The organism is Alteraurantiacibacter palmitatis, from assembly GCF_037154115.1.
Taxonomy (GTDB): Bacteria; Pseudomonadota; Alphaproteobacteria; order Sphingomonadales; family Sphingomonadaceae; genus Alteraurantiacibacter; species Alteraurantiacibacter palmitatis.
In genome coordinates this window covers 73,656-98,262 of the sequence record NZ_JBANRO010000005.1, presented here as the reverse complement: position 1 = coordinate 98,262, position 24,607 = coordinate 73,656, and the positions used below count along the sequence as shown (strand labels likewise).

The window sequence follows — 24,607 nt, the reverse complement described above, 5'->3', positions numbered from 1 at the left end:
GGCTTGTGCGCGCAAGGCCCGCCCAGGTCATCAGGGCATTTGGCCCAGCCTTGCGGCGCATCGCTGCGTCAGGGTGCTTCGGGATACCAGAACTGCGCATGGCACACCGCGCATTCGGCATCCAGATTGGCGACAATCCCGCCCGCCGTGGCTGCATCGCGCGCGCGGGCGGCGGTTTCGAGGTTGCGCGCGACCAGCGCGAATTCGGCCGCCATCACGCGAAAGGCCGCCGGATCAGCGTCGAGATATTCCTGCACCTGGGCCATGGTGACCTCGTATTCCTCGGTCGCCATATTGCCCGGCGCGGCGGCGCGAATGTCGCCTGCGCGCGCCATCCGTTCGCTGGAAGCGACCAGCGCGGCGGCGGCATCAGCCAGCGCATCCCACTGCGCCGCCGTCATCTTGCTGGCATCGAGCATCCCGTAATCGTCCGTCGCAGTGTTGCCGACATCCCAGATCGCCACCACCGCCGGGTTGATTTCGGCCTGCATTTCGTGCCGGACATAAAGCGGTTCGGTTCCTTGCGTCGCAGCGGGGGCGGCAAGCGCGGCAAGGGCCACGCTGCAAACCGCAAGCGACAAGACAATCCGGGCAGGGCGCATCGTCGTGATCCTCTTCCAATTACTGCGCGGCTTCGGGAAGCTCCGCCTCTTCGCGCAATTGCCGCGCCCACATATCGGCGTAAAGGCCATCCTGGCGCAGCAACTGGGCATGGTTCCCATGCTCCACCACCATGCCATCGTGAATGACATGGATCAAATCGGCATCGGCAATCGTCGAAAGCCGGGTGCGCAATCGCAATCGTGGTGCGCCCTTCGGACACGCGGCGCAGCGTAGCGAGGATTTCCTCCTCGGTCCGCGAATCGAGCGCGCTGGTCGCCTCGTCGAGCAGCAGGATCGGCGGATTCTTCAGCAGCGTGCGCGCAATCGCCACGCGCTGCTTCTCCCCGCCCGACAGTTTCAGCCCGCGCTCGCCCACTTCGGTGTCGAGCCCCTTGGGCAGCTTTTCGATAAAGGGCCAGATCGCCGCATCGCGCGCCGCCTGTTCGATTGCACCGGCATCGGCGCCTTCGCGGCCATAGGCGATGTTGTAGGCCAGCGTGTCGTTGAACAGCACGCTGTCCTGCGGCACGATGCCGATCGCGGCGCGCAAGGAGCTTTGCGTCACCTGCGCAATATCCTGCCCGTCGATCAGGATGCGGCCTTCCCACGGATCGTAGAAGCGGAACAGCAGGCGGCCGATCGTGCTCTTGCCTGCGCCCGATGGCCCCACCAGCGCAATATGCGCACCCGCGGGCACTTCAAAGGACAGGCCGTGCAGGATCTTGCGATCGGGCTCATACCCGAAATGCACATTGTCGAACACGAGCGACGGGCGGCGCACCAGCAGCGCGGGCGCGGCGGGCGCGTCGGTCACTTCCACCGGCGTATCGATCAGCTTGAACATCTCCGCCATGTCGACCAACCCCTGCCGGATCGTGCGATAGACCCAGCCCAGCATATCGAGCGGGCGGAACAGCTGCTGCAAATAGGTGTTCACCAGCACCAGATCGCCCACTGAAAGGCGCCCCTGGCTCCACCCCCACACCGTCCACGCCATCGCGCCTGCCATCATCACTTGCAGGATCAGCGCCTGCACGATGTTGAGCACGGCAAGGCTGTTGTCTGTCTTGATCGCGGCTTCGGCATAGGCGCTGGTGGCTTGCGAAAAGCGCCGCTTCTCGCGCCCTTCCGCGCCGAAATATTTCACCGTCTCGTAATTGAGAAGCGAATCGACCGCGCGCGACATGGCCTGCCCGTCCAGCCGGTTCATCTTTGCGCGCAGCTTGGTGCGCCATTCGGTGATCGCCTGCGTGATCCAGACAAAGGCGACAATGGTGACGCCGGTGGCCGCCACGATTTCCCAGCCAAACAGTTTGTAGAATATCACCGCCACCACGATCAGCTCGATCACCGTCGGGGCGATATTGAACAGCAGGAAATAGATCATGTTGCTGATCGATTTCGTGCCGCGTTCGATCACGCGGGTGAGTTCGCCCGTGCGGCGCGAGAGGTGGAAGCGCAGCGACAGGCGGTGCAGCCTCTCGAACACGTCTTCCGAAAGGTCGCGCACCGCGTCCTGCCCCACGCGGTTGAACACCATGTTGCGCGTCTGGTCGAAGAAGGTGGTGGCAAAACGCCCCGCAGAATAGGCCAGCACCAGCGCCAGCGCGGCCCACATCGCTTCCTCGCGCACACTGGATGCGCCATCGGCCATCGCGTCCACCGCGCGGGCATAGGCAAAGGGGACGGACAGCACGATCACCTTGGCCACCAGCACGAACAGCGCCGCCACCGCGATGCGCCAGCGCAGATCGGGCCGATCCTTGGGCCACAGATAGGGCAGGAACCGGCGCACCGTGCCCCAGCCTGCCTGTTCGATCAAAGCGGGATCGTGGCCTTCGCCGGAATTGCTGGTGCGTATCATGCCTCGCCAAGTGGGCCTTCGCCGCGTCCGCGACAAGGAGGAATGGCTAAAGCTGCCCGAATCCGCCGGTCTGGGTCAGCCGTGTGCCATCGGGCAGGTCGAACAGCACCCGGCGGCTGGCGAAATCAATCGCCACCCGGCGGAACAGGCGCAGTTCGCTCATCCCCAGGATCATCGCCGGCTCATCGTCCAGCCCCATCGCGGCGAAGGTGGGCGATTGGGTGAAGGTGACGGGGAAATTGTTGATGCTGGCCTGATCCATCACCAGCGAACGGGCATAGCGAATGGCGCCCAGCGCCTCGACGCCGTTGATATCGGTCATGCGGATCGCCGCATTGTCGCGCCGGCTGCGCAGGCGGCGTTCCAGTGCGGCATTGCCGATGGAGCCTTGCGCGCCGGTATCCACGATCACGGCGGTGCGCACCCCGTCAATTTCGGCGCGGGCAATGATGAGCTGGCCCGCCACACGCTGCGCCCGCACCACGATGTCAAACCCGCGATTGCTCGGCCGCTCGCCGGGATGCGCCACTTCCATGCTGCGGTTTTCGAAATCGATGAGAATGCGCCGGTCCTGCAGCGAATCGAGGCCGAGGATACCGTCCGCCCCGCCAATATTGTCGCCTTCCACCAGCGCGGCCACCCCGTCGCGGTAAATGCCGCTGCCAAAGCTGATCTCGTCGATCAGTGCGGTTTCCACCCGCCGCTCGCTCGCCATGCCCACAAGAAGGGCGGATTCGCGGGTCGTCAGTTGCAGCCGGTCGGCCAGCGCATGGCTGAGCACGCTGGCCTGCGCGCCGGTATCGATCATGAAATTGAACGGACCCTGGCCGTTGATCATCACCGGCACTGTCATCCGGGAATAGAGTTCGTCCTGCAATTGCAGCACTTCGACCGTTTCATCAGCCAGAGCGGTCGCAGCCAGGGGCGCGGCGACCTGCGTTTCTGCCGCCGCTGCGGTGGCAAAAGCGGTGGACGCGATGAAAGAGAGCCAGAGCATAATGTCCTCGTCTGGCCGGGGGGTGCAGCATCCCGGCCATCAGGAGGACATGATACCACTTCTGCGGCTGCGGCAAAACCGGGCCTTGGGCGGTATCGGGTCAGCTGGATCGCGAAAGGCCCGCCGCGGAAAAGGCCGCTTCCAGCGCCGCATCGCGCGGCAAAGCTGCCCGGTCTGTGCCGTCAGCGGCCCAACGGTCTTCCTTCCAGCTGTTTGTGATGCCGCGCATATGGCGATAGCTGAAGCGGCGGGACAGCCGCCGGTTGGCGGCTGCACCAAACAGATTGTGCACGCTCCAGCTGTCCGAAAGGCGATCCGCGCGGCCCGGCACCAGGCAATATTTGGGGGGGCATACGGGTTCGGCGGGCAGGTCGCGGTGCACGAAATCGGCGTGGCGGCAGGTGGCGCGGGCCACGGGCGGGTCGGCATGGGTGCCGATCCAGCGGCCGGGAAACTTGATAAAGCCGCTGCGCGATGCCTCGGTTGCGGCGAAGATCGACTGATTGCCGCCATCATCCAGCACCATCTCGTCCACATCGACATTGAGCACGCTGCGCGCCCGGCGCAGGAAGCGGTGACGCGCGTGCTGGAGCGATCCGGTCTGGCAGAAATCGCTGTCCCAGTCCGCTTCCACCCCGTTCACCGCGCCCGCCATGCCCCCTTGCGGGCCATAGCGAAACGGCCAGCTGACCGCGATGGCGGGAAAGGCACCGCCCGCCGCCTCATCCAGCGTGGTCTGCAATTCGGCCATGTCATAGGCGGTGGAGCCGTTGTCATAGAACAACACGCCGTCCGCGCCATGGATGCGCGCGTAAAAGCGCACCCAGTCGGCAATCCACCTGAGGTCATTGTCCTTGGACAGCGTGGTGATGACGCGCCGCCCGGCGAACAGATGCGCCATATCGGGCTGCACCTTTATGGCATAGCGGCCCAGCGGCCCGTCGATCGCCACATCGCCCGCAGCCGAACGCAGCCAGATCTCGCCGCGCTTCTTCTGCCCGAAATGGCGCGCGGCAAAGCGCGGGAAGCCGAAGCGCCCCTTGAAGGGTGCACTGGCCTTCAGCGGTTCCAGCAGGTTGAGGAAAGGCGGCCCCTGAAACACAATATGCTGCCCGGCGCGATAGACATCGTAGAACAGCGTGTCCCAATCGTATTTCTCGGCATAATCGGGCTGACGCATATTCTCAGGGCGCGCGGCCTCACGCAGCAGGCCGGTCGCGGGGTCAAGCGTGACAGAGGAGAGCGCAATCCCGCTCATGCCCGCTCCATCGCCAGCCAATTGCCCAGCTGCGGCAGAACCGGGCGCACCAGCGGGGCGGCCATGCGCCGCATATCGTCCAGTGCCGGGTGCCGCGTGGCCAGCAGCGCCGCCAGCCAGCCCAGCCCGCCTGCCGCTGTTGCCAGCACCAGAACCGGGAAGGTGATCGTTTGCGGCCCCATCCAGAAGGCATAGGTGGCGGCCAGCGGAGCGAGCGCCGCCAGCGTGGCAATCAGGCTCTTGCCCAGGATCGCCAGCCAGTCGCGATAGGCAAAGCCCACCAGCCCGCGCATGAAGGCAAGGTAAATGCCCATGAAACACAACGCATAGACCAGCCGCGAGGCCGCTGCGCCCCATGCGCCCGCCCACAGCGATCCCGCCACCAGCAGCGCGATGGAAAGCGCGGTCTCCACCATGTTGAGCACAAGCAGCCGGTTCATCCGCCCCAGCAGGATCGGCAGCTCGCTCACCAGCGGCAGCGCCATCAGCAGCGCGGCTTGCAGCGCGATCAGCGTCAGCAACGGCGCGGTGTCGATCCAGACCGGGCCATAAAGCATCATCACCAGCGGCCAGGCGGCCAGCGCCAGCCCCGCCATGCCCGGCCACACCACGGCGGTATAGCCCGCCACCACGCGCAAGTAAGCCGGGGCCAGCGGCCCGCCGGCATCGCGGATGCGCGCAAAGGCGGGGTAGAACACGCCGCCGATGGCGCCGGCAATCAGCACGCGGAACTGCTCGGCAAGGCTGGTCGCGCGGCTGAAAAGGCCCACGGCAAACAGATCGACCAGCCGCCCCACGATCAGGTCGGGCGAACGCGAGCCGAGCGCGCCGGTGAGATACAGCGCCGAGGCCTTGCCTCCGAAAGACAGGACAGGCCGCAGCCCGTCGAGCCGCAGCGGGAAGGTCTTGGCCGGTTGCAGCACCTGTGCGATCAGCCCGCGCGCAAGGCCCGTGGCCAGCACGGCCCAGGCGAGCGCGAAGGAGGAAAAGCCCACCCACGCAAGGCTCAGCGCGACAGCGGCGTGCACACTTGCCCCGCCCACCGTCACCGCAAAATGCCCCCCAAACCGCATCCGCCGCGCCATCAACGCCAGCGGCACCACCGACAGCGGCAGGAAAAGGTATGATCCGGCAATAATCAGCAGCAGCGGGGCCAGCGCTTCCATCCGGTAGAACGCCGCCAATGGGTAAGCCAGCGCGGCGATGATCGCGGTGACCAGCAACGAAAAGAGGAAGGCGACGCTCGAACAGCGATTCACTTCCTCAGGCGTCAGGTCGGGCAGGCCGGAGATATAGCGGGAGAGGCCAAAATCCTGGAGCACCGCCACCAGCATTGCGGCAGCCAGCGCGATGGAGAACAAGCCCACCTCGTCCGGCGCGAGGAAATAGCGGCTGATGATGACCGAGGTGACGAACTGGATCGCAAAGGAGCCGTATTGCCCCGCCATCGCCCACACGGCGGCAGCCCGCACGCTCATCGCGGCGGGTTCGCGCGCGGCGGGGCTCGCCGCAGGAGGAGGAGGGGCGGGATCGGTCATTGCCGGCGCTGTCAGCTTGTCGCCAGAGCGGCAGCCAAGCGCAGCGCGCGCCCCGGCTCGCCCAGCTTGGCGAGCCGCGCCACCGTGCGCCACAGCCCGGCCTGATTCCCGCCGCCGCGCACATGGTCGAGCATGATCTCGAACCCGTCATCGCGCAAAGCGACCGGCGAGTGCATGATGCCGTGCGCCACGGCGGCACGCACGCGCGCGGCCACGCCGGCTTCTCCAAAGAAGGCGTCCAGCTCGTCAATCGGTGGCAGAACGGTGAGATTGGCGGTGGGATCGGGCTTGCCCGCATCGCGCACGCGCCACGCTTCATAGGCGATCGCCGCGCCCACCTGCTGTTCGGTCGCGTGCCGCTTGGACACCTGGCCGGCATAGTGGCGGTAGCGAATCAGCCGCTCGGGCAGATTCGCCATCCGGGTCACCGAGGCGAGCCGCAGCCACAGGTCCAGATCCTCGCAATGGCGGAAGGCGGCATGGTATCCGCCCTGCGCCCGCACGATATCGCGGCGATACATCACCGCCGGATGGCACAGCAGCGGCCCGCCGTGGCGGATATTGTGCAGGAACTCGTCATGCGTGACCGGGTGATCGTGGCCCATGGTGACATAGGGGCCGCCATCCTCGGCCATGTCGCGGCTCCAGCTGCCCACCACGCCATGGTCGGGATGGGCGGCAAGGAAGGCCATCTGCTTTTCGAAGCGATCGGGCAGGGCGATGTCATCGGCATCCATGCGCGCGATGATCGGGGCGCGCGCTTCGTCCAGCAGCTGGTTCAGGCTGGCGACCAGCCCCCTGTTCTCGCGGATGATGGGGCGGATGCGCGAATCGCGGCTCGCGTAATCGGCAATGATCTGCGGCGTGGCATCGGTCGAGCCGTCATCCAGAATCAGGAATTCGTAATCGGCAAAGCTCTGCGCCAAAATGCTTGTCACAGCCTCGGCCAGGAAGCGCTCGCCATTATAGACGCTCATCGCCACGCTCAGCGCGGGGAGGGAATCGCTTGTCGGGGTTTGGGCCACCATGATCTGCCAGACTGCTCCTTCTTAAGGGGGCGCGATAACGCAGGGCCGTAAAGATCGGGTCAATGCCAGGGGCACGGAGGGGGAATCGCCCGATTGATCGGATTCGCCAGACACCGCGAATCCGATTCCCTGTTTCAGGAGAATCAGATTCGGTCTGCCGCACGCTGCGAAAGTTACGTGGGATTTACGCCTTGGCTAAGGCGTAAATTCGGCGTCGGGTGCAGGGTAGGAAAGGGGGTAAAGCCGGGGTTCAGACAGCCCCTGCCATAAGGGCCGCTTGCCGGGATGATCTGAAAAGTCGGCCAATAACACATTGGTTTCAGGTCATTTTCCAACAGAATGTAAGAAAATTGCAAAAAGGCGTTGACCCGACTCAACCCCATCCATATATGGCCTCTCACCGGACGGGACGACGGCTTCACCGCCTCCCACCGACCGGTCGCCAACATAGATCGGACAGCCAGTCCCCCGGTAGCGAAAATCGGGGAACGATCACTGTCCGCTTCATTCTGTCGGTGGCTCTTTGACATTGTCGATTTTTGATGAAGGGACATGTGGGCGACGGCGCCTGGTTCCGGGGGTCTCAAGGCTCCGGGTACTAGTTTAAATCAAGCCGATTGCCACATCCTTCGCTCACACCACGTGGGCGTTGTGATGATGCATGTCTCTCGTATCCATTACGTTTGACAGTGCAGGTATCGGCTCCTTGAAGCTCATGCCCGTCAGGTTGGCGATCTCCGGATCGTGCCTGGTTGGTATGTGAATCAAACTTGAGAGTTTGATCCTGGCTCAGAACGAACGCTGGCGGCATGCCTAACACATGCAAGTCGAACGAACCCTTCGGGGTTAGTGGCGCACGGGTGCGTAACGCGTGGGAACCTGCCCTTAGGTTCGGAATAACAGTTAGAAATGACTGCTAATACCGGATAATGTCTTCGGACCAAAGATTTATCGCCTTTGGATGGGCCCGCGTAGGATTAGCTAGTTGGTGGGGTAAAGGCTCACCAAGGCGACGATCCTTAGCTGGTCTTAGAGGATGATCAGCCACACTGGGACTGAGACACGGCCCAGACTCCTACGGGAGGCAGCAGTGGGGAATATTGGACAATGGGCGAAAGCCTGATCCAGCAATGCCGCGTGAGTGATGAAGGCCTTAGGGTTGTAAAGCTCTTTTACCCGAGATGATAATGACAGTATCGGGAGAATAAGCCCCGGCTAACTCCGTGCCAGCAGCCGCGGTAATACGGAGGGGGCTAGCGTTGTTCGGAAATACTGGGCGTAAAGCGCACGTAGGCGGCGATTCAAGTCAGAGGTGAAAGCCCGGGGCTCAACCCCGGAACTGCCTTTGAAACTAGATTGCTAGAATCCTGGAGAGGTGAGTGGAATTCCGAGTGTAGAGGTGAAATTCGTAGATATTCGGAAGAACACCAGTGGCGAAGGCGACTCACTGGACAGGTATTGACGCTGAGGTGCGAAAGCGTGGGGAGCAAACAGGATTAGATACCCTGGTAGTCCACGCCGTAAACGATGATAACTAGCTGTCCGGGTTCACAGAACTTGGGTGGCGCAGCTAACGCATTAAGTTATCCGCCTGGGGAGTACGGTCGCAAGATTAAAACTCAAAGGAATTGACGGGGGCCTGCACAAGCGGTGGAGCATGTGGTTTAATTCGAAGCAACGCGCAGAACCTTACCAGCGTTTGACATCCCGATCGCGAATAGCAGAGATGCTTTTCTTCAGTTCGGCTGGATCGGTGACAGGTGCTGCATGGCTGTCGTCAGCTCGTGTCGTGAGATGTTGGGTTAAGTCCCGCAACGAGCGCAACCCTCGTCCTTAGTTGCCATCATTCAGTTGGGAACTCTAAGGAAACCGCCGGTGATAAGCCGGAGGAAGGTGGGGATGACGTCAAGTCCTCATGGCCCTTACACGCTGGGCTACACACGTGCTACAATGGCATCTACAGTGGGCAGCTATTCCGCAAGGATGCGCTAATCTCCAAAAGATGTCTCAGTTCGGATTGTCCTCTGCAACTCGAGGGCATGAAGGCGGAATCGCTAGTAATCGCGGATCAGCATGCCGCGGTGAATACGTTCCCAGGCCTTGTACACACCGCCCGTCACGCCATGGGAGTTGGTTTCACCCGAAGATGGTGCGCTAACCTTTTAGGAGGCAGCCAGCCACGGTGGGATCAGCGACTGGGGTGAAGTCGTAACAAGGTAGCCGTAGGGGAACCTGCGGCTGGATCACCTCCTTTCTAAGGATACATTCGAAAGCGCCGACGCTAGCCGTCGGAAGAGCTTCGCGTGTTCCAAAGAACATGCCGTCGTCCTCATGTCCCTTCATCACTGGAGATAAACACCGCTTGCGGTGTTTTAGCCTGCGCAGGCTCGCGCCGCCATCGGCCCATGGGGCCTGTGCGGTTTGGCGGGGGCCGGTAGCTCAGGTGGTTAGAGCGTACGCCTGATAAGCGTAAGGTCGCAGGTTCGAGTCCTGCTCGGCCCACCACTGCCATTTTGCGGTCTGGTGTTACGGGGCCTTAGCTCAGCTGGGAGAGCGGTTGCTTTGCAAGCATCAGGTCATCGGTTCGATCCCGATAGGCTCCACCAGGCCACAACGGTCTAGCCAAAAGCGGCTGGCGCGCGATTATACGCGGCGCTGCCAATCAACCTCCAGGGATGAAGAAATCAGATCCGGCCTCGGCCGGTAAGTCGCGGGGATTTGCCCCGTGCGTCTTTGACATTGTGAATGGGTTTTTAAATCGATGCCGTGGAGCATATGCTCTCCGGTGATCTTCGGGTCACTGGTGTGTATGCGACACTAATAGATGTATTATCTGGCTGAGATAATCCTCCATGCCATCGCAAGGCGATCAAGCGTTATGCAGGCTTGTCGTTGATGGTGTGGATCTCAAGCGTGAGGTAAGAGCATTTGGTGGATGCCTTGGCATGTACAGGCGATGAAGGACGTGGCACGCTGCGATAAGCGTCGGGGAGCTGTGAGCAAGCTTCGATCCGGCGATTTCCGAATGGGGAAACCCACCTTCACCATTTCCTCTGTGTTTCCTTCGGGGAATGCAGAAGAGGTGGATAAGGTATCACCAGACTGAATAAAATAGGTTTGGTGAAGCGAACCCGGGGAACTGAAACATCTCAGTACCTGGAGGAAAAGACATCAACAGAGATTCCCGTAGTAGTGGCGAGCGAACCGGGACCAGGCCAGTGCTCATCTTTCAACTAGCAGAACACTTTGGAAAGAGTGGCCATAGCGGGTGACAGCCCCGTATGCGAAAGTGATGAGATGAGACTCGAGTAGGGCGGGACACGTGAAATCCTGTCTGAACATGGGGGGACCACCCTCCAAGCCTAAATACTCGTACATGACCGATAGCGAACAAGTACCGTGAGGGAAAGGTGAAAAGCACCCCGATTAGGGGAGTGAAACAGTACCTGAAACCGAATGCTTACAATCAGTTGGAGCCCCATAGGGGGTGACAGCGTACCTCTTGCATAATGGGTCAGTGACTTAATTTATCGAGCAAGCTTAAGCCGTTAGGTGTAGGCGTAGCGAAAGCGAGTCTGAATAGGGCGACTGAGTTCGATGAATTAGACCCGAACCCCGGCGATCTAGGCATGGCCAGGTTGAAGGTGCGGTAACACGCACTGGAGGACCGAACCGGTGAATGTTGAAAAATTCTCGGATGAGCTGTGTTTAGGGGTGAAAGGCCAATCAAGCCGGGAAATAGCTGGTTCTCCGCGAAAACTATTGAGGTAGTGCGTCGGATGTATGCCGTTGGGGGTAGAGCACTGGATGGATGCGGGGGTCGCGAGATCTACCAACTCTAACCAAACTCCGAATACCAACGAGTCTTATCCGGCAGACAGACGGCGGGTGCTAAGGTCCGTCGTCAAAAGGGAAACAGCCCTAACCTACAGCTAAGGTCCCCAAGTCATCACTAAGTGGGAAAGCATGTGGGAATCCCAAAACAACCAGGAGGTTGGCTTAGAAGCAGCCATCCTTTAAAGAAAGCGTAACAGCTCACTGGTCTAAATAAGGGTTCCTGCGGCGAAGATGTAACGGGGCTAAAGTGATGCACCGAAGCTTAGGGTTCAGTCTTCGGACTGAGCGGTAGCGGAGCGTTCCGTAAGCGAGTGAAGCGGGAGGGTAACCGACCGTGGACGTATCGGAAGTGCGAATGCTGACATGAGTAGCGACAAAGAGGGTGAGATGCCCTCTCGCCGAAAGACCAAGGGTTCCTGCGCAACGCTAATCGGCGCAGGGTGAGCCGGCCCCTAAGACGAGCCCGAAGGGGGTAGTCGATGGGAACCACGTTAATATTCGTGGGCCTGGTGGTGTGTGACGGATGATGGAAGTTGTCGATCCTTATCGGATTGGTTCGGCAGCCAAGTTGTTCCAGGAAATAGCCCCACCGTATAGACCGTACCCGAAACCGACACAGGTGGTCAGGTAGAGTATACCAAGGCGCTTGAGTGAAGTATCCTGAAGGAACTCGGCAAATTGCCTCCGTACCTTCGGAAGAAGGAGGCCCTGGCTTAGCGCAAGCTTTGTCAGGGGGCACAGGCCAGGGGGTAGCGACTGTTTAGCAAAAACACAGCACTCTGCTAAGTCGGCTTCAAGACGACGTATAGGGTGTGACGCCTGCCCGGTGCTCGAAGGTTAAGAGGAGGAGTGCAAGCTCCGAATTGAAGCCCGAGTAAACGGCGGCCGTAACTATAACGGTCCTAAGGTAGCGAAATTCCTTGTCGGGTAAGTTCCGACCTGCACGAATGGCGTAACGACTTCCCCACTGTCTCCAGGATATGCTCAGCGAAATTGAATTTCCCGTGAAGATGCGGGATACCCGCGGTTAGACGGAAAGACCCCGTGCACCTTTACTGCAGCTTCAGAGTGGCATTAGGAAAGAGTTGTGTAGCATAGGTGGGAGGCTTTGAATCTTGGGCGCCAGCTCAAGGGGAGCCATAGGTGAAATACCACCCTGCTGTTTTCTGATGTCTAACCTCGCACCGTTAGCCGGTGTAGGGACCCTCTGTGGCGGGTAGTTTGACTGGGGCGGTCGCCTCCTAAAGAGTAACGGAGGCGCGCGATGGTAGGCTCAGGCCGGTTGGAAACCGGCTGTTAGAGTGCAATGGCATAAGCCTGCCTGACTGCGAGACTGACGAGTCGAGCAGAGACGAAAGTCGGTCATAGTGATCCGGTGGTCCCTCGTGGAAGGGCCATCGCTCAACGGATAAAAGGTACGCCGGGGATAACAGGCTGATACTGCCCAAGAGCTCATATCGACGGCAGTGTTTGGCACCTCGATGTCGGCTCATCACATCCTGGGGCTGGAGCAGGTCCCAAGGGTTTGGCTGTTCGCCAATTAAAGTGGTACGTGAGCTGGGTTCAGAACGTCGCGAGACAGTTTGGTCCCTATCTGCCGTGGGCGTCGATTGTTGAGAGGAGTTGCCCCTAGTACGAGAGGACCGGGGTGAACATACCTCTGGTGTACCTGTCATTCCGCCAGGAGTGCAGCAGGGTAGCTATGTATGGACGGGATAACCGCTGAAAGCATCTAAGCGGGAAGCCTCCCTCAAGATAAGCAATCATCGAACCGTGATAGACCATCACGTTGATAGGCCGGGTGTGGAAGTGCAGTAATGTATGGAGCTAACCGGTCCTAATAGTTCTGTTCGCGCTTGTTGATCCCACCATCGATGTCAGGCCTGTGGCCTTGCATTGTGGAGGATGTCTCAAGCCCGATGATGCCTCAACACCAAATCCCTTAACAGGGTGCATCGATTTAAACCCTTGTCCCGTCACGCCGGCTTCATTGCTTGGTGATCATGGCGCCTGTGACCCACCCGATCCCATCTCGAACTCGGCCGTGAAACCAGGCAGCGCCGATGGTACTAACGCTCAAGCGTTGGAAGAGTAGGACGTCGCCAGGCATTGTAGCCGGCGTGTGCAGGCAAGGTTCAAAACCCATTCACAGTCAAAGGGCTGTCCCCTCGTGGGATGGCCCTTTTGGCGTCTCTTGCGGCCGTGTGCCGCGGGCGCCCATATCGGTGACGCGGGGTGGAGCAGCCCGGTAGCTCGTCAGGCTCATAACCTGAAGGTCGTAGGTTCAAATCCTACCCCCGCAACCATATCGAACTTCAAAGAGCCTCGCCTTTCCGGCGGGGCTTTTTGCCTTTGCGCCTGGCGCGAGGGGCGATTGCAACCCGAAGCATCCCTGCGTAGCTTCGTGTACTGCCATCAACCGGCGACGAACGGCATTGTTGCTGCATTGCAACACACCCTGCGTGTCCGCGAATTGCAACAAATGTGACCATTCCCTGCAACAGGCCGCGCCCATCCGCGCCGCAGTTTCAACTTGGGATGGACATTTTCCAATGGCTCATACTGCCTTTCTCCGCACCGCTTCCTTCGCCGCTATCGCCTGCGGTCTGGCCCTGCCCTCCGTGGCTCAGGCCCAGGCTTCCAGCGACACGCCCGATGACCGGATCATCGTCACCGGATCGCGCCCGATTGCCGAATCGGAAGCCGCTGCGCTTGCCGTGCAGCGCGCCTCGGATTCGCTTGTCACCGTGGCGGCCGCGGACGGTGTGGGCCGCCTGCCCGACCAGAATATCGCGCAGGCCGCCGGCCGTCTTCCGGGCGTTGCGGTGGAGCGCGACCAGGGCCAGGCCCGCTACATCTCCCTGCGCGGCGCGCCCAATTACTGGACGACGCTGAGCTTTGACGGGATCAACATCGTCAGCCCCGAAGGCCGCGACGCACGCTTTGATTCGATCCCGTCGGCAATTGCGTCGCTGATCGTGGTGTCCAAGGCGGTGACGCCCGATATGCCGGGCGAAACGGTTGCGGGCAATGTCAATGTGGTGACGCGTTCGGCCTTTGATTACAGCGGCCTGCGCATCGCGGGCAAGGCGGGTGCCGGGATCGTGGGCCTTGGCAACCGTAATGAATATGAAGGCTCGCTGGTTGTTTCCGACCGGGTCGAAACCGGCGCGGGTGAGTTCGGCCTGCTGGTGTCGGGCAGCTTCTACGAGCGCAACATGATCACCGACAATTTCGAGATCGACTGGGAGCGCGTGTCGCAGGATCAGCGCCCCGGCAACCAAACCCGCTTCTGGGCGCGCGAGACCGAGAACAAGCTGTATCGTCTGACGCGCCGCAACTGGTCGCTGTCGGGCCGCGCTGACTGGCGCCCGACGCCCGATCACCAGATCTCGCTGCGTTCGGTCTATACCATCTTCACCGATGACGAGGCGCGCGACAATTACATCTTCGACCTTGATGACCGCCAGAGCGACCTGTCGAACAGCTCGGCCCCCTGTGCCACCACGGTGAACACCAGCCCCACCACAACCGGCTATGCCGATGTCTGCATCGGCAACACGCCGCTGGTGGGCACGGTCTATGGTATCGACATCAACCAGCGTTCCACGCTGCGCGCCTTCCGCCAGTCGATCTTCACCAACACGATCGAGGGCACACATGATATTGCCGATGACTGGCGCTTTGCGTGGCTGGGCAATTACACGCAGAGCAAGGACGACCGTTCGGTGACCGGCGAGGCCCGCTGGAACAGCCCGTCCACGCGCACCCTGCGCCCCACCGTGCGCTATGATTTCCGCGATCCCTTCTTCAACACCCCGCAGCTGTTCACCACGGTGCAACTGTCCAGCCCGACCCGCTACCAGGCGGGCACGGCGGTGACCGAGATCGACACCTTCACCAAGCCGCTGGGTCAGTTCCGCGTGCTCGACGCGATCGACACGACCGATGCCTATACCGCGCGCGTCATGCTGGCGCATGATACCGCGCTGCTGGGCGGCGATGCCACGATCCAGATCGGCGCGCAGTTCGACCAGCGCACCAAGCGCGCGGACGAGGCGGAGATCCTGTTGACACAAGGCGCCCAGTATACGGCGGTCGGTCTGCCCACCAATTACAACGATTTTTCGATCGACCTGCCCTTCCAGGGCAAGCTGCCGATGGGATACACCTTCCGTTACTTCGATATTGACGCGATGCAGGCGGCCAGCGATGCGGCGCGCGCCAATTTCAACTTCACGCCTGTCACCGGCAATCTGTATGATGTGCGCGAGCAGGTCTATGCCGCCTATCTCATGGGCACGCTGCGGTATGACTGGGGCAGCATTCTGGGCGGTGCGCGTGTCGAACATCTGACCAATCGCGGTATTGCCGAAGGCGTGATCGCCGGCGTCAACCAGACGATTACCGCCACCAGCGACAAGACGATGGTGTTCCCCAGCCTGCACGTGAATGTGGATGTGGACGATACCAAGCGCCTGCGCGTGGGCTACACCACCGGCGCCGCGCGTGCCGATTACGATGTGCTGCGCCCCAATGTGACCGTGAACGATGCGAACGAGACGATTTCCGGCGGCAATCCGGCGGTCAATCCGGAACGGTCGTGGGGTCTGGATGCCTATCTGGAATGGTATGTCCGCCCGCAGGGCTACCTGATGGTGGGTGCGTTCTACCGCAATGTGTCTGATGTGCTCTACACCCAGCGCCGCACCTTCGGTTCCGATGCGCTGAACAGCAACGGCGTCGACCGGTCGGGCTATGTCTTCAGCGGCATCACCAATGGCGGTTCTGGCCGCATCTACGGCGTCGAAGCTGCCGCGCAGCTGCAGATCGAACCGTGGACGGCCGATCTGGGCCTGCCCGAATGGATGGGCGGCTTTGGCGTGTCCGCCAATATCACGCTGAACGACAGCGCTGTGACCAAGCCGGCGATCGGCCTTGTCCCGGCGCGCCGCGTGCGCCTGCCGGGCACCTCGGATGTCGTCTATAATGTGGGCGGCTATTACGAGAAGTATGGCCTCTCGCTGCGCCTGCAATACCAGCGTCGCAGCGCCTGGCTGGATGGCATTGCCGATGATCTGGCGGATGCGGGCGATACCTATTGGGACAAGGACGACGAGATGGACTTCTCGGCGCGCTATGCCATCACCCAGAACTTCGAAATCTACTTCGATGCGTCGAACCTGCTCAACAAGCCGGGCCGTCGCTTCTCCGAACCGGGCAATCTGCTGACCGCCACGGGCACGCCGACGCCGTTCACCGATATCTATACGATCGAGTATGAACGCTTTGGTCGCCGCTATTCGGGCGGCGTGCGGGTGACATTCTGATGCGGTTTGTGCGTTTCGCAAGTGCGACGGCGGGGGCCTTGGCCCTCGCCGCCTGCACCGCTGCCCCGCAGGGCCTGCCGCCGGTTGCCGTCTATGCGCTGGGCGAGACGGTGCCGGTGGGCACGGCCAACGAGGATGCCGCGGATGATCCGGCGATCTGGCGCAACGCTGCCGATCCGGCCGCGAGCCTGATCGTCGCCACCGACAAGAAGGCGGGCCTCTATGTCTATGGGCTGGACGGCGCGCGGCGCAGTTTCGTGGACAGCGGCCGGGTCAATAATGTCGATCTGGTTGCTACGGCCGATCACGGCGTGATCGTGGTGGCGAGCGACCGCAATGATCTGCTGAATGCGGCCTTGCAGGTCTATCGCCTGAACACCCAGACTGCCGTGCTGGAGCCTCTTGGCACCGGGCCGGGAGGTGCAGGTGAGGGCTATGGCCTGTGCCTCGGCTACCGGGACGGCGTGCTGCGCGCCTATTCGGTGCTGAAGGAAGGGCGCACGCATGAAGTGCGCATCGACCTGTCGGGCGCTGAACCGGCCTTTAGGATGGAACGCGTGCTGACCGTGGCGACCCAGCCCGAAGGCTGCGTGGTCGATAACCGCAACGGCACGCTGTATGTGGGCGAGGAAGTGGGCGGGTTGTGGCGCTTTGCCGCCGATGCCAGCACGGGCGATCTGGTCGCGCCGATCGACAACCGCTATCTGGTGGCCGATCTTGAAGGGCTGGCGCTGGCGCCGATGAGCACGGATGGCGGCTATCTGGTTGCGTCCAGTCAGGGCGACAACGCCTATGCCGTGTTCCGCCTGCCCGATATGGCGCCGGTGGGACGGTTCCGCATCGCTGCCGGGCAATTCGGCGCGACCGAGGAGACCGACGGCATTGATCTGGCACTGGGCGATTTCGGGCCGCTGTATCCGCAAGGGTTGTTCGTGGCGCAGGACGGCCGGAACGCGCCTGCCGCGCAGAACTTCAAGCTGGTGAGCTGGGCCGATGTGGTGGCCGCGCTGGGGTTGGAATAACCCCGCTACGGCTTCCAATGCGGCGGCAAATGGCTGGCGGGCAGGGTGATTTCCACGCTGTCCGCCATCACCCGCGCGTTTTCGCCAAGGCTGACGGTGTAACGGCCGGCTGCACGGCTCCAGCCCGGATTGGCGGCATCCCACACGGCCAGCAGGCGCGGATCGACTGCGACTTCCAGCGCGCGGGTCTCACCCGGTTCCAGCGTCGCCTTGGCAAAGCCGCCCAGGCGCTGCGGCGCTTCCCAGTTTGGCCCGCTGACATAGATCTGCGCCACATCCGCGCCGGCGCGCGGCCCCGTATTGGTCAGCGTGAAGCGCGCGACCAGCCCTTCGCCGCGCGGCTCCACCGCCAGATCGCGCATGGCGAAGCTGGTATAGGACAGCCCGTGACCAAAGGGGAAAAGCGGGTCGTGCCCCTGTGCGTCGAACCACTTGTAACCCACTGCGGCGCCTTCGGCATAGACGACATCGCCCGGCTGCGGTTCGCCCGGCTGCGGCAATTGCGCAAGACTGCGCGGGAAGGTGACAGGAAGGTGGCCTGACGGGTTGACCGCGCCGGTCAGCACGCGCGCAATCGCCGCGCCGCCATTGCGCCCCGGATACCAGGTCTGCACAATCGCCGGAACGCGCGCCTCCCACGGCATCAGCACCGGCCCGCCGGTTTGCAGCACCACCACGGTGTTGCGCTGGTTCATTGCCACCGATTCCACCAGCGTGTCATCTTCGACGTGCAGCGGCACATCGATGCTTTCGCTGGCCCATTGGGTGGCGAACACGATGGCAAGATCGGCCGCGTTGGCGGCAGCCGCCGCGCCTTCGTGATCGCGCCCGTCGTGAAAGGTGATGTCGGCTTGCGGAAGCAGCGCGCGCAGTTCCTCCAGCGGGCTGGACGGGTAGTAGACCACCGGGCCGGGCCACGTGCGCGGCTCCAGCCCCGGCACGGCATTGCCGCCATCGGGGCCATCGCCGGGATAGACCTGGCTCGACCCGCCGCCCGACAGCACGCCCCGGTCGGCATGGCCGCCAATCACCACGATGCGCCGCGCGGTGGCCGCAAGGGGCAGCAGGCCGCGCTCGTTCTTGAGCAGCACAATGCCGCCTTCCGCCGCCGCCTGTGACACGGCCCGGTTCGCGGCAAAGTCGATGGCCTGCCCCTCTGCCACCGGGTGATCGACCAGCCCGTGCGCGAACATGGTGCGCAGGATGCGGCGCACGGCGGTGTCGATATGCGCTTGGCGGATTTCGCCCGCTTCCAAAGCGGCCTGAACGCGGTCCGCGCGCAGCCACGCATCGGTTTGCAGGCCAAAGCCCGATTCCTGATCCAGCCCGGCGAGGATGCTGGGCGCGGTCGAATGCACCGCGCCCCAATCGGATAGGACATAGCCCGGCCAGCCCCATTCGTTCCGCAGCACCTGCGTCAGCAGGAAAGGATGCTCGCACGAATAGGGCCCGTTTACCCGGTTATAGGCGCACATCACCGATCCCGGCTGGCCCACCTCGTGCGCGATCTGGAAGGCGAGCAGATCCGCCATGCGCAGAGCTGCCTCGTCCACAACTGAATTGCCCGCGCCCCGGTCTGTCTCCTGCGCGTTCACGGCAAAATGCTTGGAGGTGGAGATGATGTTGTTCGATTGAATCCCGGCAATCTGGCGGCCCACCATCACGCCTGCCAGCAAGGGATCCTCCCCCGCATATTCGAAATTGCGCCCGCCGCGCGGCTCGCGGATCAGGTTGACGCTGCCCGCCAGCAACACATTGAAGCCATCCGCGCGCGCTTCGCTGCCGATCATCGCACCAGCGGCAAAGGCGGCATCCACGTCCCAGCTGGCGGCAGTGGCAAGGCCCGATGGCAACGCGGTGCGCGCCCGCTTGTTCGCCGCGCCGCCCTGCGTGGCAACGCCGATCCCGGCATCGGCCTGCCATTGCGGCGGAATGCCCAGGCGCGGGATGCCGGGCACATACCCGGCCGAACCGGCGCGGGCCTCTGGCACACGGGCATAGTTTGCCGGCGCGAAATCCTCCCCGAAAAAGCCCATCAGCAGGGTCAGCTTTTCGTCCTGCGTCATCTGCGCCAGCATGATGCCTGCGCGTTCATCGGGCGTGCCGCGCGTGTCGGCGGCGCGCAGGAACGACGAGGCGGCAGCGTTTGCATCCTGCGCCATTACCGGGACTGGGCCAAAAGCAAGCACTGTGGCGGCAAGGACAATGTGACACGATTTCATGGTGTTCCTCTCTCAGGCCTTTGGCCCGGTATCGACAAACTTGCAAGGCAGCGCAATGGCGACATAAATCTGTCGCACTGCTTGCCTAGCGCGCAGCTGAACCCACCGATGGAGAGCCCCATGTCCGCTGATCGCCGCCAGTTCCTTCGTGCCACGGGCAGCGCCTTTGCCGCGCTGGCCGCATCGGCCTGTGCCACGCGCGGCGGCCCCGCGCTGGCCGCGCTTCCGGCGGGCGAGGGCTATGGCGCGCTGGTGCCCGATCCGGCCGGAATGCTCGATCTGCCGCGGGGCTTCTCCTACCGCGTGGTATCCGCGCTGGGCGATGCGATGACCGATGGCGGCACCGTGCCCGACCGGGCCGATGGCATGGGCTGTTTTGACCTTGGCAACGGCGAATGGGCGCTGGTGCGCAATCACGAACTTGGCGCCAACCACGATTCCGGCGGGGCCAGCGGCCCGGCTTTCGACACGGTCGCGCGCAGCCTTGTGCCGCTGGCCGGCGGCACCACCACCGTGGTGCTGGATGCCGCCACGCTGGCGGTGAAGCGGCAATACCGCAGCCTGGCGGGCACGATCCGCAATTGCGCGGGCGGTATCACGCCGTGGGGCAGCTGGCTGACTTGCGAGGAGGATGTGACCAAGGCCGACGGGCGGGTCGCCAACAAGGATCACGGTTGGGTGTTCGAGGTGCCCGCCAATGCGGAAACACAGGTGAACCCGCCTGCGCTGACCGCGATGGGCCGCTTCAATCACGAGGCGGCCTGCGTCGATCCGGCCAGCGGCATCGTGTACGAAACCGAAGACCGGCCCGACAGCCTGCTCTACCGTTTCATCCCGCGCATACCCGGACAGTTGGCCGAAGGCGGCACCTTGCAGGCGCTGGCGCTGGATGGAATTGCCGACACGCGCAACTGGGATAGCGTGGCGATCCGCCCCGGCCAGATGGTGACGGGACGCTGGATCACTCTCGACAATGTGGAAGCGCCTGAGGACGATCTGCGCAAACGCGGTGCCGCGCTCGGCTGCACGCTGTTCGCGCGCGGCGAAGGTATCTGGATGGGGGATGGCGAATTCTACTTCACCGCCACCAGTGGCGGCGTGGCGCGCGAAGGGCAGATCTTCCGCCTGCGCCCATCGCTGCATGGCGCCGATGTGCTTGACCTGTTTTACGAAAGCCCGGCCAAGGCCGAATACAGCTATGGCGACAATATGACCATTGCACCCGATGGTGAGCTGATCGTGTGCGAAGACCAGTCCGGTGATGCCATCAACCACATCCGCGGCATCACCCGCGATGGCCGGGCCTATGCTTTGGCGCGGTTGACGATGGAGACCGAACTGGCCGGCGCCTGCTTCTCGCCCGATGGGCGGGTGCTGTTCGTCAACGCCTATGCGCCCACGCGCACGCTGGCAATCACGGGGCCGTGGAACTGGCTGTAATCAGGCCGTAGGGGCGGATCAGCTATCCGCCCCGATGCCCATGGCGCGCAGATGCGCCAGCACGGGCTCGGCCCATTCGGGCCGGCAGATCAGCAGATCGGGCAACCAGGTATCGCGCTGGTTGTAGCGCATCGGGCTGCCATCAATGCGGCTGCAATGCAGGCCGTGCGCGGCGGCAACTGCGATGGGCGCGCAGCTGTCCCATTCATATTGTCCGCCCGAATGGAGATAGATTTCGGCATCGCCCAGCACCACGGCCATGGCCTTGGCCCCGGCGCTGCCCATGCCCACCAGCTCGCCGCCCAGCGCTTCGGCCACGGCCACGGCTTCGGCGGCAGGGCGGGTGCGGCTGACGACAAGGCGCGGGCGTTCAGGGGCAGGGGCAAGTGCGCGCGGCTGGTCGCTGCGCAGCACCACGCCGCCGGCAAGGCCCGGCAGCGCAACCGCGCCCACGGTGGCGACGCCGTCAATCGCCAGGCCCACATGGACGGCCCAGTCGGCACGTTCCTCGCCATATTCGCGCGTGCCGTCGACCGGATCGACAATCCAGACGCGGCTCTTGGCAAGGCGTTCCTCGGTATCCTTGCTTTCTTCGGACAGCAGGCCATCATCGGGCCGTTGCTGGCGCAGCGCGTGAACGAGGAACTGGTTGGCGGTCTGATCGCCTGCCTTGCCCAGAGACTTGCCCTCGAACATTCCGCTGGCGCGCACTTCGAGCAGGATGCGGCCCGCAACTTCGGCCAGATGGGCGGCAAGGTCGGCGTCGGTCATGTGGGCTCCTGTCACGCCGCTCAACCCAGCAGCCGGTCGATAATCAGGTCGGCCGCCTGTTCCACCGTCATCGCGGTGGTGTCGATGCGGATTTCGGGGCTTTCCGGCTCCTCATAGGGGCTGTCGATCCCGGTGAAGTTCTTGAGCTTGCCTTCGCGCGCCTTCTGGTAAAGCCCCTTCACATCGCGCGCTTCGGCCACGGCCAGCGGCGTATCGACATGGACTTCGATGAACTCGCCTTCGGGCAGCATGGCGCGCACCATTTCGCGTTCGGCGCGGAACGGGCTGATGAAGGCGGTGATCACGATCAGGCCTGCATCCGCCATCAGCTTGGCGACTTCGCCCACGCGGCGGATATTCTCGATCCGGTCCGCCTCGGTAAAGCCCAGATCCTTGTTGAGGCCATGGCGCACATTGTCGCCATCCAGCAGGAAGGTGTGCCGGTTCATCCGATGCAGCTTCTTTTCGACCATGTTGGCAATGGTCGATTTTCCGCTGCCCGAAAGGCCGGTGAACCACAACACGGCGGGCTTCTGGTTCTTCATCGCGGCGTGCTGTTCGCGGGTGATTTCCAGCGCCTGCCAATGCACGTTCTGCGCGCGGCGTAAGGCAAAATTGATCGTGCCTGCGCCCACGGTTGCATTGGTCAGCTTGTCGATCAGGATGAACCCGCCCAGCGAACGGCTGGCTTCGTAAGGCTCGAACACGATCGGCTTGTCGGTGGTCACTTCGGCCACGCCGATGCCGTTCAGCTTCAGCGTCTTGGCGGCCAGATGCTCCATCGAATTGACGTCGATTTCATATTTCGGCTGGGCGATGGTGGCGCTGACGGTCTGCGTTGCCAGCTTCAGCCAATAGGCGCGGCCGGGGATCAGGTCGTCATCGCTCATCCAGATGATGTTGGCTTCGAACTGGTCGGCGCTTTCCGGCGGATCGCCGGCGGCGGCGATCACATTGCCGCGGCTGCAATCGACCTCGTCCGTCAGGCAGATGGTGACCGCTTCGCCCGTCACGGCTTCATCCAGTTCGCCGCCCATGGTGACGACCGATTTGACTGTGCTGGTCTTGCCCGAAGGGACAATGCGCACCGCATCGCCCGGCTTTACCGTGCCGCTGGTGATGAGGCCCGAAAAGCCCCGGAAATCGAGATTGGGGCGGTTCACCCACTGGACCGGCATACGGAAGGGCTGGCCTTGCGCGGCGGCGGTGTCCACCTCCACGCTTTCCAGATGATGGATCAAGCTGGGGCCGGAATACCACGGCGTGTTTTCCGACGGCGCAGTGGTGATGTTGTCGCCCTTGAAGCCCGAAATCGGGATCGGAGTGAATTCGGTAATGCCGATGCTTTGCGCAAAGCTGCGGTAATCGGCAACGATATGTTCGAAGGTGGACTGGTCGTAACCCACCAGATCCATCTTGTTCACCGCCAGCACGATGTGGCGGATGCCCACCAGATGCGCCAGAAAACTGTGGCGGCGCGTCTGCGTCAGGACGCCCTTGCGCGCATCGATCAGGATCACGGCAAGGTCCGCCGTGCTCGCGCCCGTCACCATGTTGCGCGTATATTGTTCGTGGCCCGGCGTATCGGCCACGATGAATTTGCGCTTTTCGGTGCTGAAGAAGCGGTAGGCGACATCGATGGTGATGCCCTGCTCGCGCTCTGCCGTCAGGCCATCGACCAACAGCGCAAAGTCGATTTCGCCGCCTTGCGTGCCCACGCGCTTGCTGTCTTCCTCCAGCGCGGCGAGCTGATCCTCGAAGATCATCTTGCTGTCATACAGCAAGCGCCCGATCAGCGTGCTCTTGCCGTCATCCACGCTGCCGCAGGTGATGAAGCGCAGCAGCGACTTGTTCTGATGCTGCGCCAGATAGGCGTCGATATCCTCGGCAATCAGCGCATCGGTGACATAGGCAGGATCGGTGGCGGTCATGATTGTCTCGCAGGTTCGGAGATTGGGGTGGAGATGATGGGCGCGGCACTGGGCGCACCGTCGAACGAATAGCCGAAGCGGGCGATGTCCTCGGCGTAATAATCGCCCACCCGGTCGCGCAAGGCGGAGGTGTAGTATTCGCGCCAGGGACGCTTTGCCGCCGGTGCCGCGCCCCTGCCCAGCAGGCGGTCCAGCAGGCCAGCCTCAAGCGCCTCGCCCGCCTTGTTGCGGTGAGGCAGCTCCTCGCTCGGCAGGTTCAGGTGGCGCGCGACGGTGGCGAAATCCTGCGCCAGCGTTTCGAACCGGCCGATGAAATCGACGATGTACTGGCCGTTGCCATCGGTCACGTAATCGGTCTGCGGGATGATGTGGCGCGACCTGTCGGAATAGCTGTCGAGCCGCGCAAGGCGATCCTCGAAAAAGGCTTCCAGCCCCATCCGGCGATTCTCGCCCCGGTATTCGAATTCGGATACCAGCCGCGCCCACGGATTGCGGACGAAGGCAAATTTGAAATAGCGGATATATTCCGGCTGCGCGATATGGCCCAGCGCAACATATTCGCGGGCCAGCAAATGGGCGATGGCCGATGGCCCCTTCGCCGGATCGTCGTTGCGGTACAGCAGCAGCGGACGCCGCTCCTCCCACGACAGGCCTTGCAGGTCGAGGAAGACGCTTTCCACGCTTTGCCCCGCCGTCTTGGGAATATGCACAAAAATGCAGCTATGTGGGTGCGAGATCACGGCTGGCGCCTATCCCGCACCGCGTT

Annotated in this window: 12 protein-coding genes, 3 tRNA genes, 3 rRNA genes and 1 pseudogene; 9 read left to right on the top strand and 10 right to left on the bottom strand. The window is 62.7% G+C overall.

The annotated features are described in order from the left end of the window. Positions 1-68: 68 nt before the first annotated feature. From WFP44_RS07235 to WFP44_RS07210, 6 genes and pseudogenes are all read right to left on the bottom strand, one after another. Positions 69-560 (bottom strand): hypothetical protein, encoded by a 492-nt coding sequence (locus WFP44_RS07235; protein WP_336925755.1) that lies wholly within the window; start codon positions 558-560, stop codon positions 69-71. 61 nt (positions 561-621) lie between these two features. After that, a pseudogene (locus tag WFP44_RS07230) lies at positions 622-2,467 on the bottom strand (ABCB family ABC transporter ATP-binding protein/permease). A gap of 46 nt (positions 2,468-2,513) precedes the next feature. After that, positions 2,514-3,464 carry a retroviral-like aspartic protease family protein gene (locus WFP44_RS07225; RefSeq protein WP_336925754.1) on the bottom strand — a complete coding sequence of 317 codons (951 nt, stop codon included), beginning with the start codon at positions 3,462-3,464 and terminating at the stop codon, positions 2,514-2,516. Positions 3,465-3,564: 100 nt separating this feature from the next. Beyond that, the gene (locus WFP44_RS07220; RefSeq protein WP_336925753.1) at positions 3,565-4,722 is read right to left on the bottom strand and encodes a glycosyltransferase family protein; all 1,158 of its coding nucleotides are present in this window, start codon (positions 4,720-4,722) and stop codon (positions 3,565-3,567) included. Further along, positions 4,719-6,260, bottom strand: a complete 1,542-nt coding sequence (locus tag WFP44_RS07215) for an oligosaccharide flippase family protein (protein WP_336925752.1) — start codon at positions 6,258-6,260, stop codon at positions 4,719-4,721. Before WFP44_RS07215 ends, WFP44_RS07220 begins: the two co-directional genes overlap by 4 nt. Positions 6,261-6,271: 11 nt before the next feature. Further along, complete coding sequence (locus WFP44_RS07210) at positions 6,272-7,288, bottom strand: glycosyltransferase (RefSeq protein WP_336925751.1); 1,017 nt, start codon at positions 7,286-7,288, stop codon at positions 6,272-6,274. Between the two features lie 766 nt (positions 7,289-8,054). On the opposite strand from WFP44_RS07210, the gene WFP44_RS07205 reads away from it, so the two are divergent. The 8 genes from WFP44_RS07205 (at position 8,055) to WFP44_RS07170 (ending at position 17,477) form a co-directional block, all read left to right on the top strand. Next, positions 8,055-9,542, top strand: a 16S ribosomal RNA gene (locus WFP44_RS07205). A 174-nt stretch (positions 9,543-9,716) separates the two neighbouring features. Beyond that, positions 9,717-9,793 (top strand) — tRNA-Ile (locus WFP44_RS07200). A 25-nt stretch (positions 9,794-9,818) separates the two neighbouring features. Beyond that, positions 9,819-9,894 (top strand) — tRNA-Ala (locus tag WFP44_RS07195). 302 nt (positions 9,895-10,196) lie between these two features. Beyond that, positions 10,197-12,986, top strand: a 23S ribosomal RNA gene (locus WFP44_RS07190). 132 nt (positions 12,987-13,118) lie between these two features. Next, positions 13,119-13,233, top strand: a 5S ribosomal RNA gene (rrf, locus tag WFP44_RS07185). Together the 16S, 23S and 5S rRNA genes with 3 tRNA genes alongside form the textbook arrangement of a ribosomal RNA operon. 121 nt (positions 13,234-13,354) lie before the next feature. After that, positions 13,355-13,431, top strand: a tRNA-Met gene (locus tag WFP44_RS07180). 315 nt (positions 13,432-13,746) lie between these two features. Continuing rightward, positions 13,747-16,455: a TonB-dependent receptor gene (locus tag WFP44_RS07175; RefSeq protein ID WP_336925750.1), complete on the top strand. Its 2,709-nt coding sequence runs from the start codon at positions 13,747-13,749 to the stop codon at positions 16,453-16,455. A 38-nt stretch (positions 16,456-16,493) separates the two neighbouring features. After that, positions 16,494-17,477, top strand: a complete 984-nt coding sequence (locus tag WFP44_RS07170) for a phytase (RefSeq protein ID WP_336925749.1) — start codon at positions 16,494-16,496, stop codon at positions 17,475-17,477. Positions 17,478-17,482: 5 nt separating this feature from the next. On the opposite strand, the gene WFP44_RS07165 is transcribed toward WFP44_RS07170, so the two are convergent. Continuing rightward, positions 17,483-19,639 (bottom strand): beta-glucosidase, encoded by a 2,157-nt coding sequence (locus WFP44_RS07165; protein ID WP_336925748.1) that lies wholly within the window; start codon positions 19,637-19,639, stop codon positions 17,483-17,485. Positions 19,640-19,819: 180 nt separating this feature from the next. On the opposite strand from WFP44_RS07165, the gene WFP44_RS07160 reads away from it, so the two are divergent. After that, positions 19,820-21,139 (top strand): alkaline phosphatase PhoX, encoded by a 1,320-nt coding sequence (locus WFP44_RS07160; RefSeq protein WP_336925747.1) that lies wholly within the window; start codon positions 19,820-19,822, stop codon positions 21,137-21,139. A gap of 18 nt (positions 21,140-21,157) precedes the next feature. Here WFP44_RS07160 and WFP44_RS07155 read toward each other — a convergent pair whose 3' ends face one another. Genes WFP44_RS07155 through WFP44_RS07145 form a run of 3 tightly spaced genes read right to left on the bottom strand, consistent with a single transcriptional unit; the run spans position 21,158 to position 24,581 of the window. Continuing rightward, the gene (locus tag WFP44_RS07155; RefSeq protein ID WP_336925746.1) at positions 21,158-21,910 is read right to left on the bottom strand and encodes a 3'(2'),5'-bisphosphate nucleotidase CysQ; all 753 of its coding nucleotides are present in this window, start codon (positions 21,908-21,910) and stop codon (positions 21,158-21,160) included. A gap of 20 nt (positions 21,911-21,930) precedes the next feature. Continuing rightward, positions 21,931-23,841: a sulfate adenylyltransferase subunit CysN gene (cysN, locus tag WFP44_RS07150; protein ID WP_336925745.1), complete on the bottom strand. Its 1,911-nt coding sequence runs from the start codon at positions 23,839-23,841 to the stop codon at positions 21,931-21,933. Continuing rightward, entirely contained in the window at positions 23,838-24,581 is a 744-nt protein-coding gene (locus WFP44_RS07145) for a sulfotransferase family 2 domain-containing protein (protein WP_336925744.1), read from the bottom strand. The genes cysN and WFP44_RS07145 overlap by 4 nt, the downstream gene beginning before the upstream one ends. Positions 24,582-24,607 lie beyond the last annotated feature (26 nt).

What these genes read in the sequence shown, in the direction of transcription:
- WFP44_RS07165 (WP_336925748.1), bottom strand. Translation starts at nt 19,639, where the DNA reads ATGGCGCAGGATGCAAACGCTGCCGCCTCGTCGTTCCTGCGCGCCGCC.
- WFP44_RS07210 (WP_336925751.1), bottom strand. Translation starts at nt 7,288, where the DNA reads ATGGTGGCCCAAACCCCGACAAGCGATTCCCTCCCCGCGCTGAGCGTG.
- WFP44_RS07215 (WP_336925752.1), bottom strand. Translation starts at nt 6,260, where the DNA reads ATGACCGATCCCGCCCCTCCTCCTCCTGCGGCGAGCCCCGCCGCGCGC.
- WFP44_RS07220 (WP_336925753.1), bottom strand. Translation starts at nt 4,722, where the DNA reads ATGAGCGGGATTGCGCTCTCCTCTGTCACGCTTGACCCCGCGACCGGC.
- WFP44_RS07155 (WP_336925746.1), bottom strand. Translation starts at nt 21,910, where the DNA reads ATGACCGACGCCGACCTTGCCGCCCATCTGGCCGAAGTTGCGGGCCGC.
- WFP44_RS07160 (WP_336925747.1), top strand. Translation starts at nt 19,820, where the DNA reads ATGTCCGCTGATCGCCGCCAGTTCCTTCGTGCCACGGGCAGCGCCTTT.
- WFP44_RS07225 (WP_336925754.1), bottom strand. Translation starts at nt 3,464, where the DNA reads ATGCTCTGGCTCTCTTTCATCGCGTCCACCGCTTTTGCCACCGCAGCG.
- cysN (WP_336925745.1), bottom strand. Translation starts at nt 23,841, where the DNA reads ATGACCGCCACCGATCCTGCCTATGTCACCGATGCGCTGATTGCCGAG.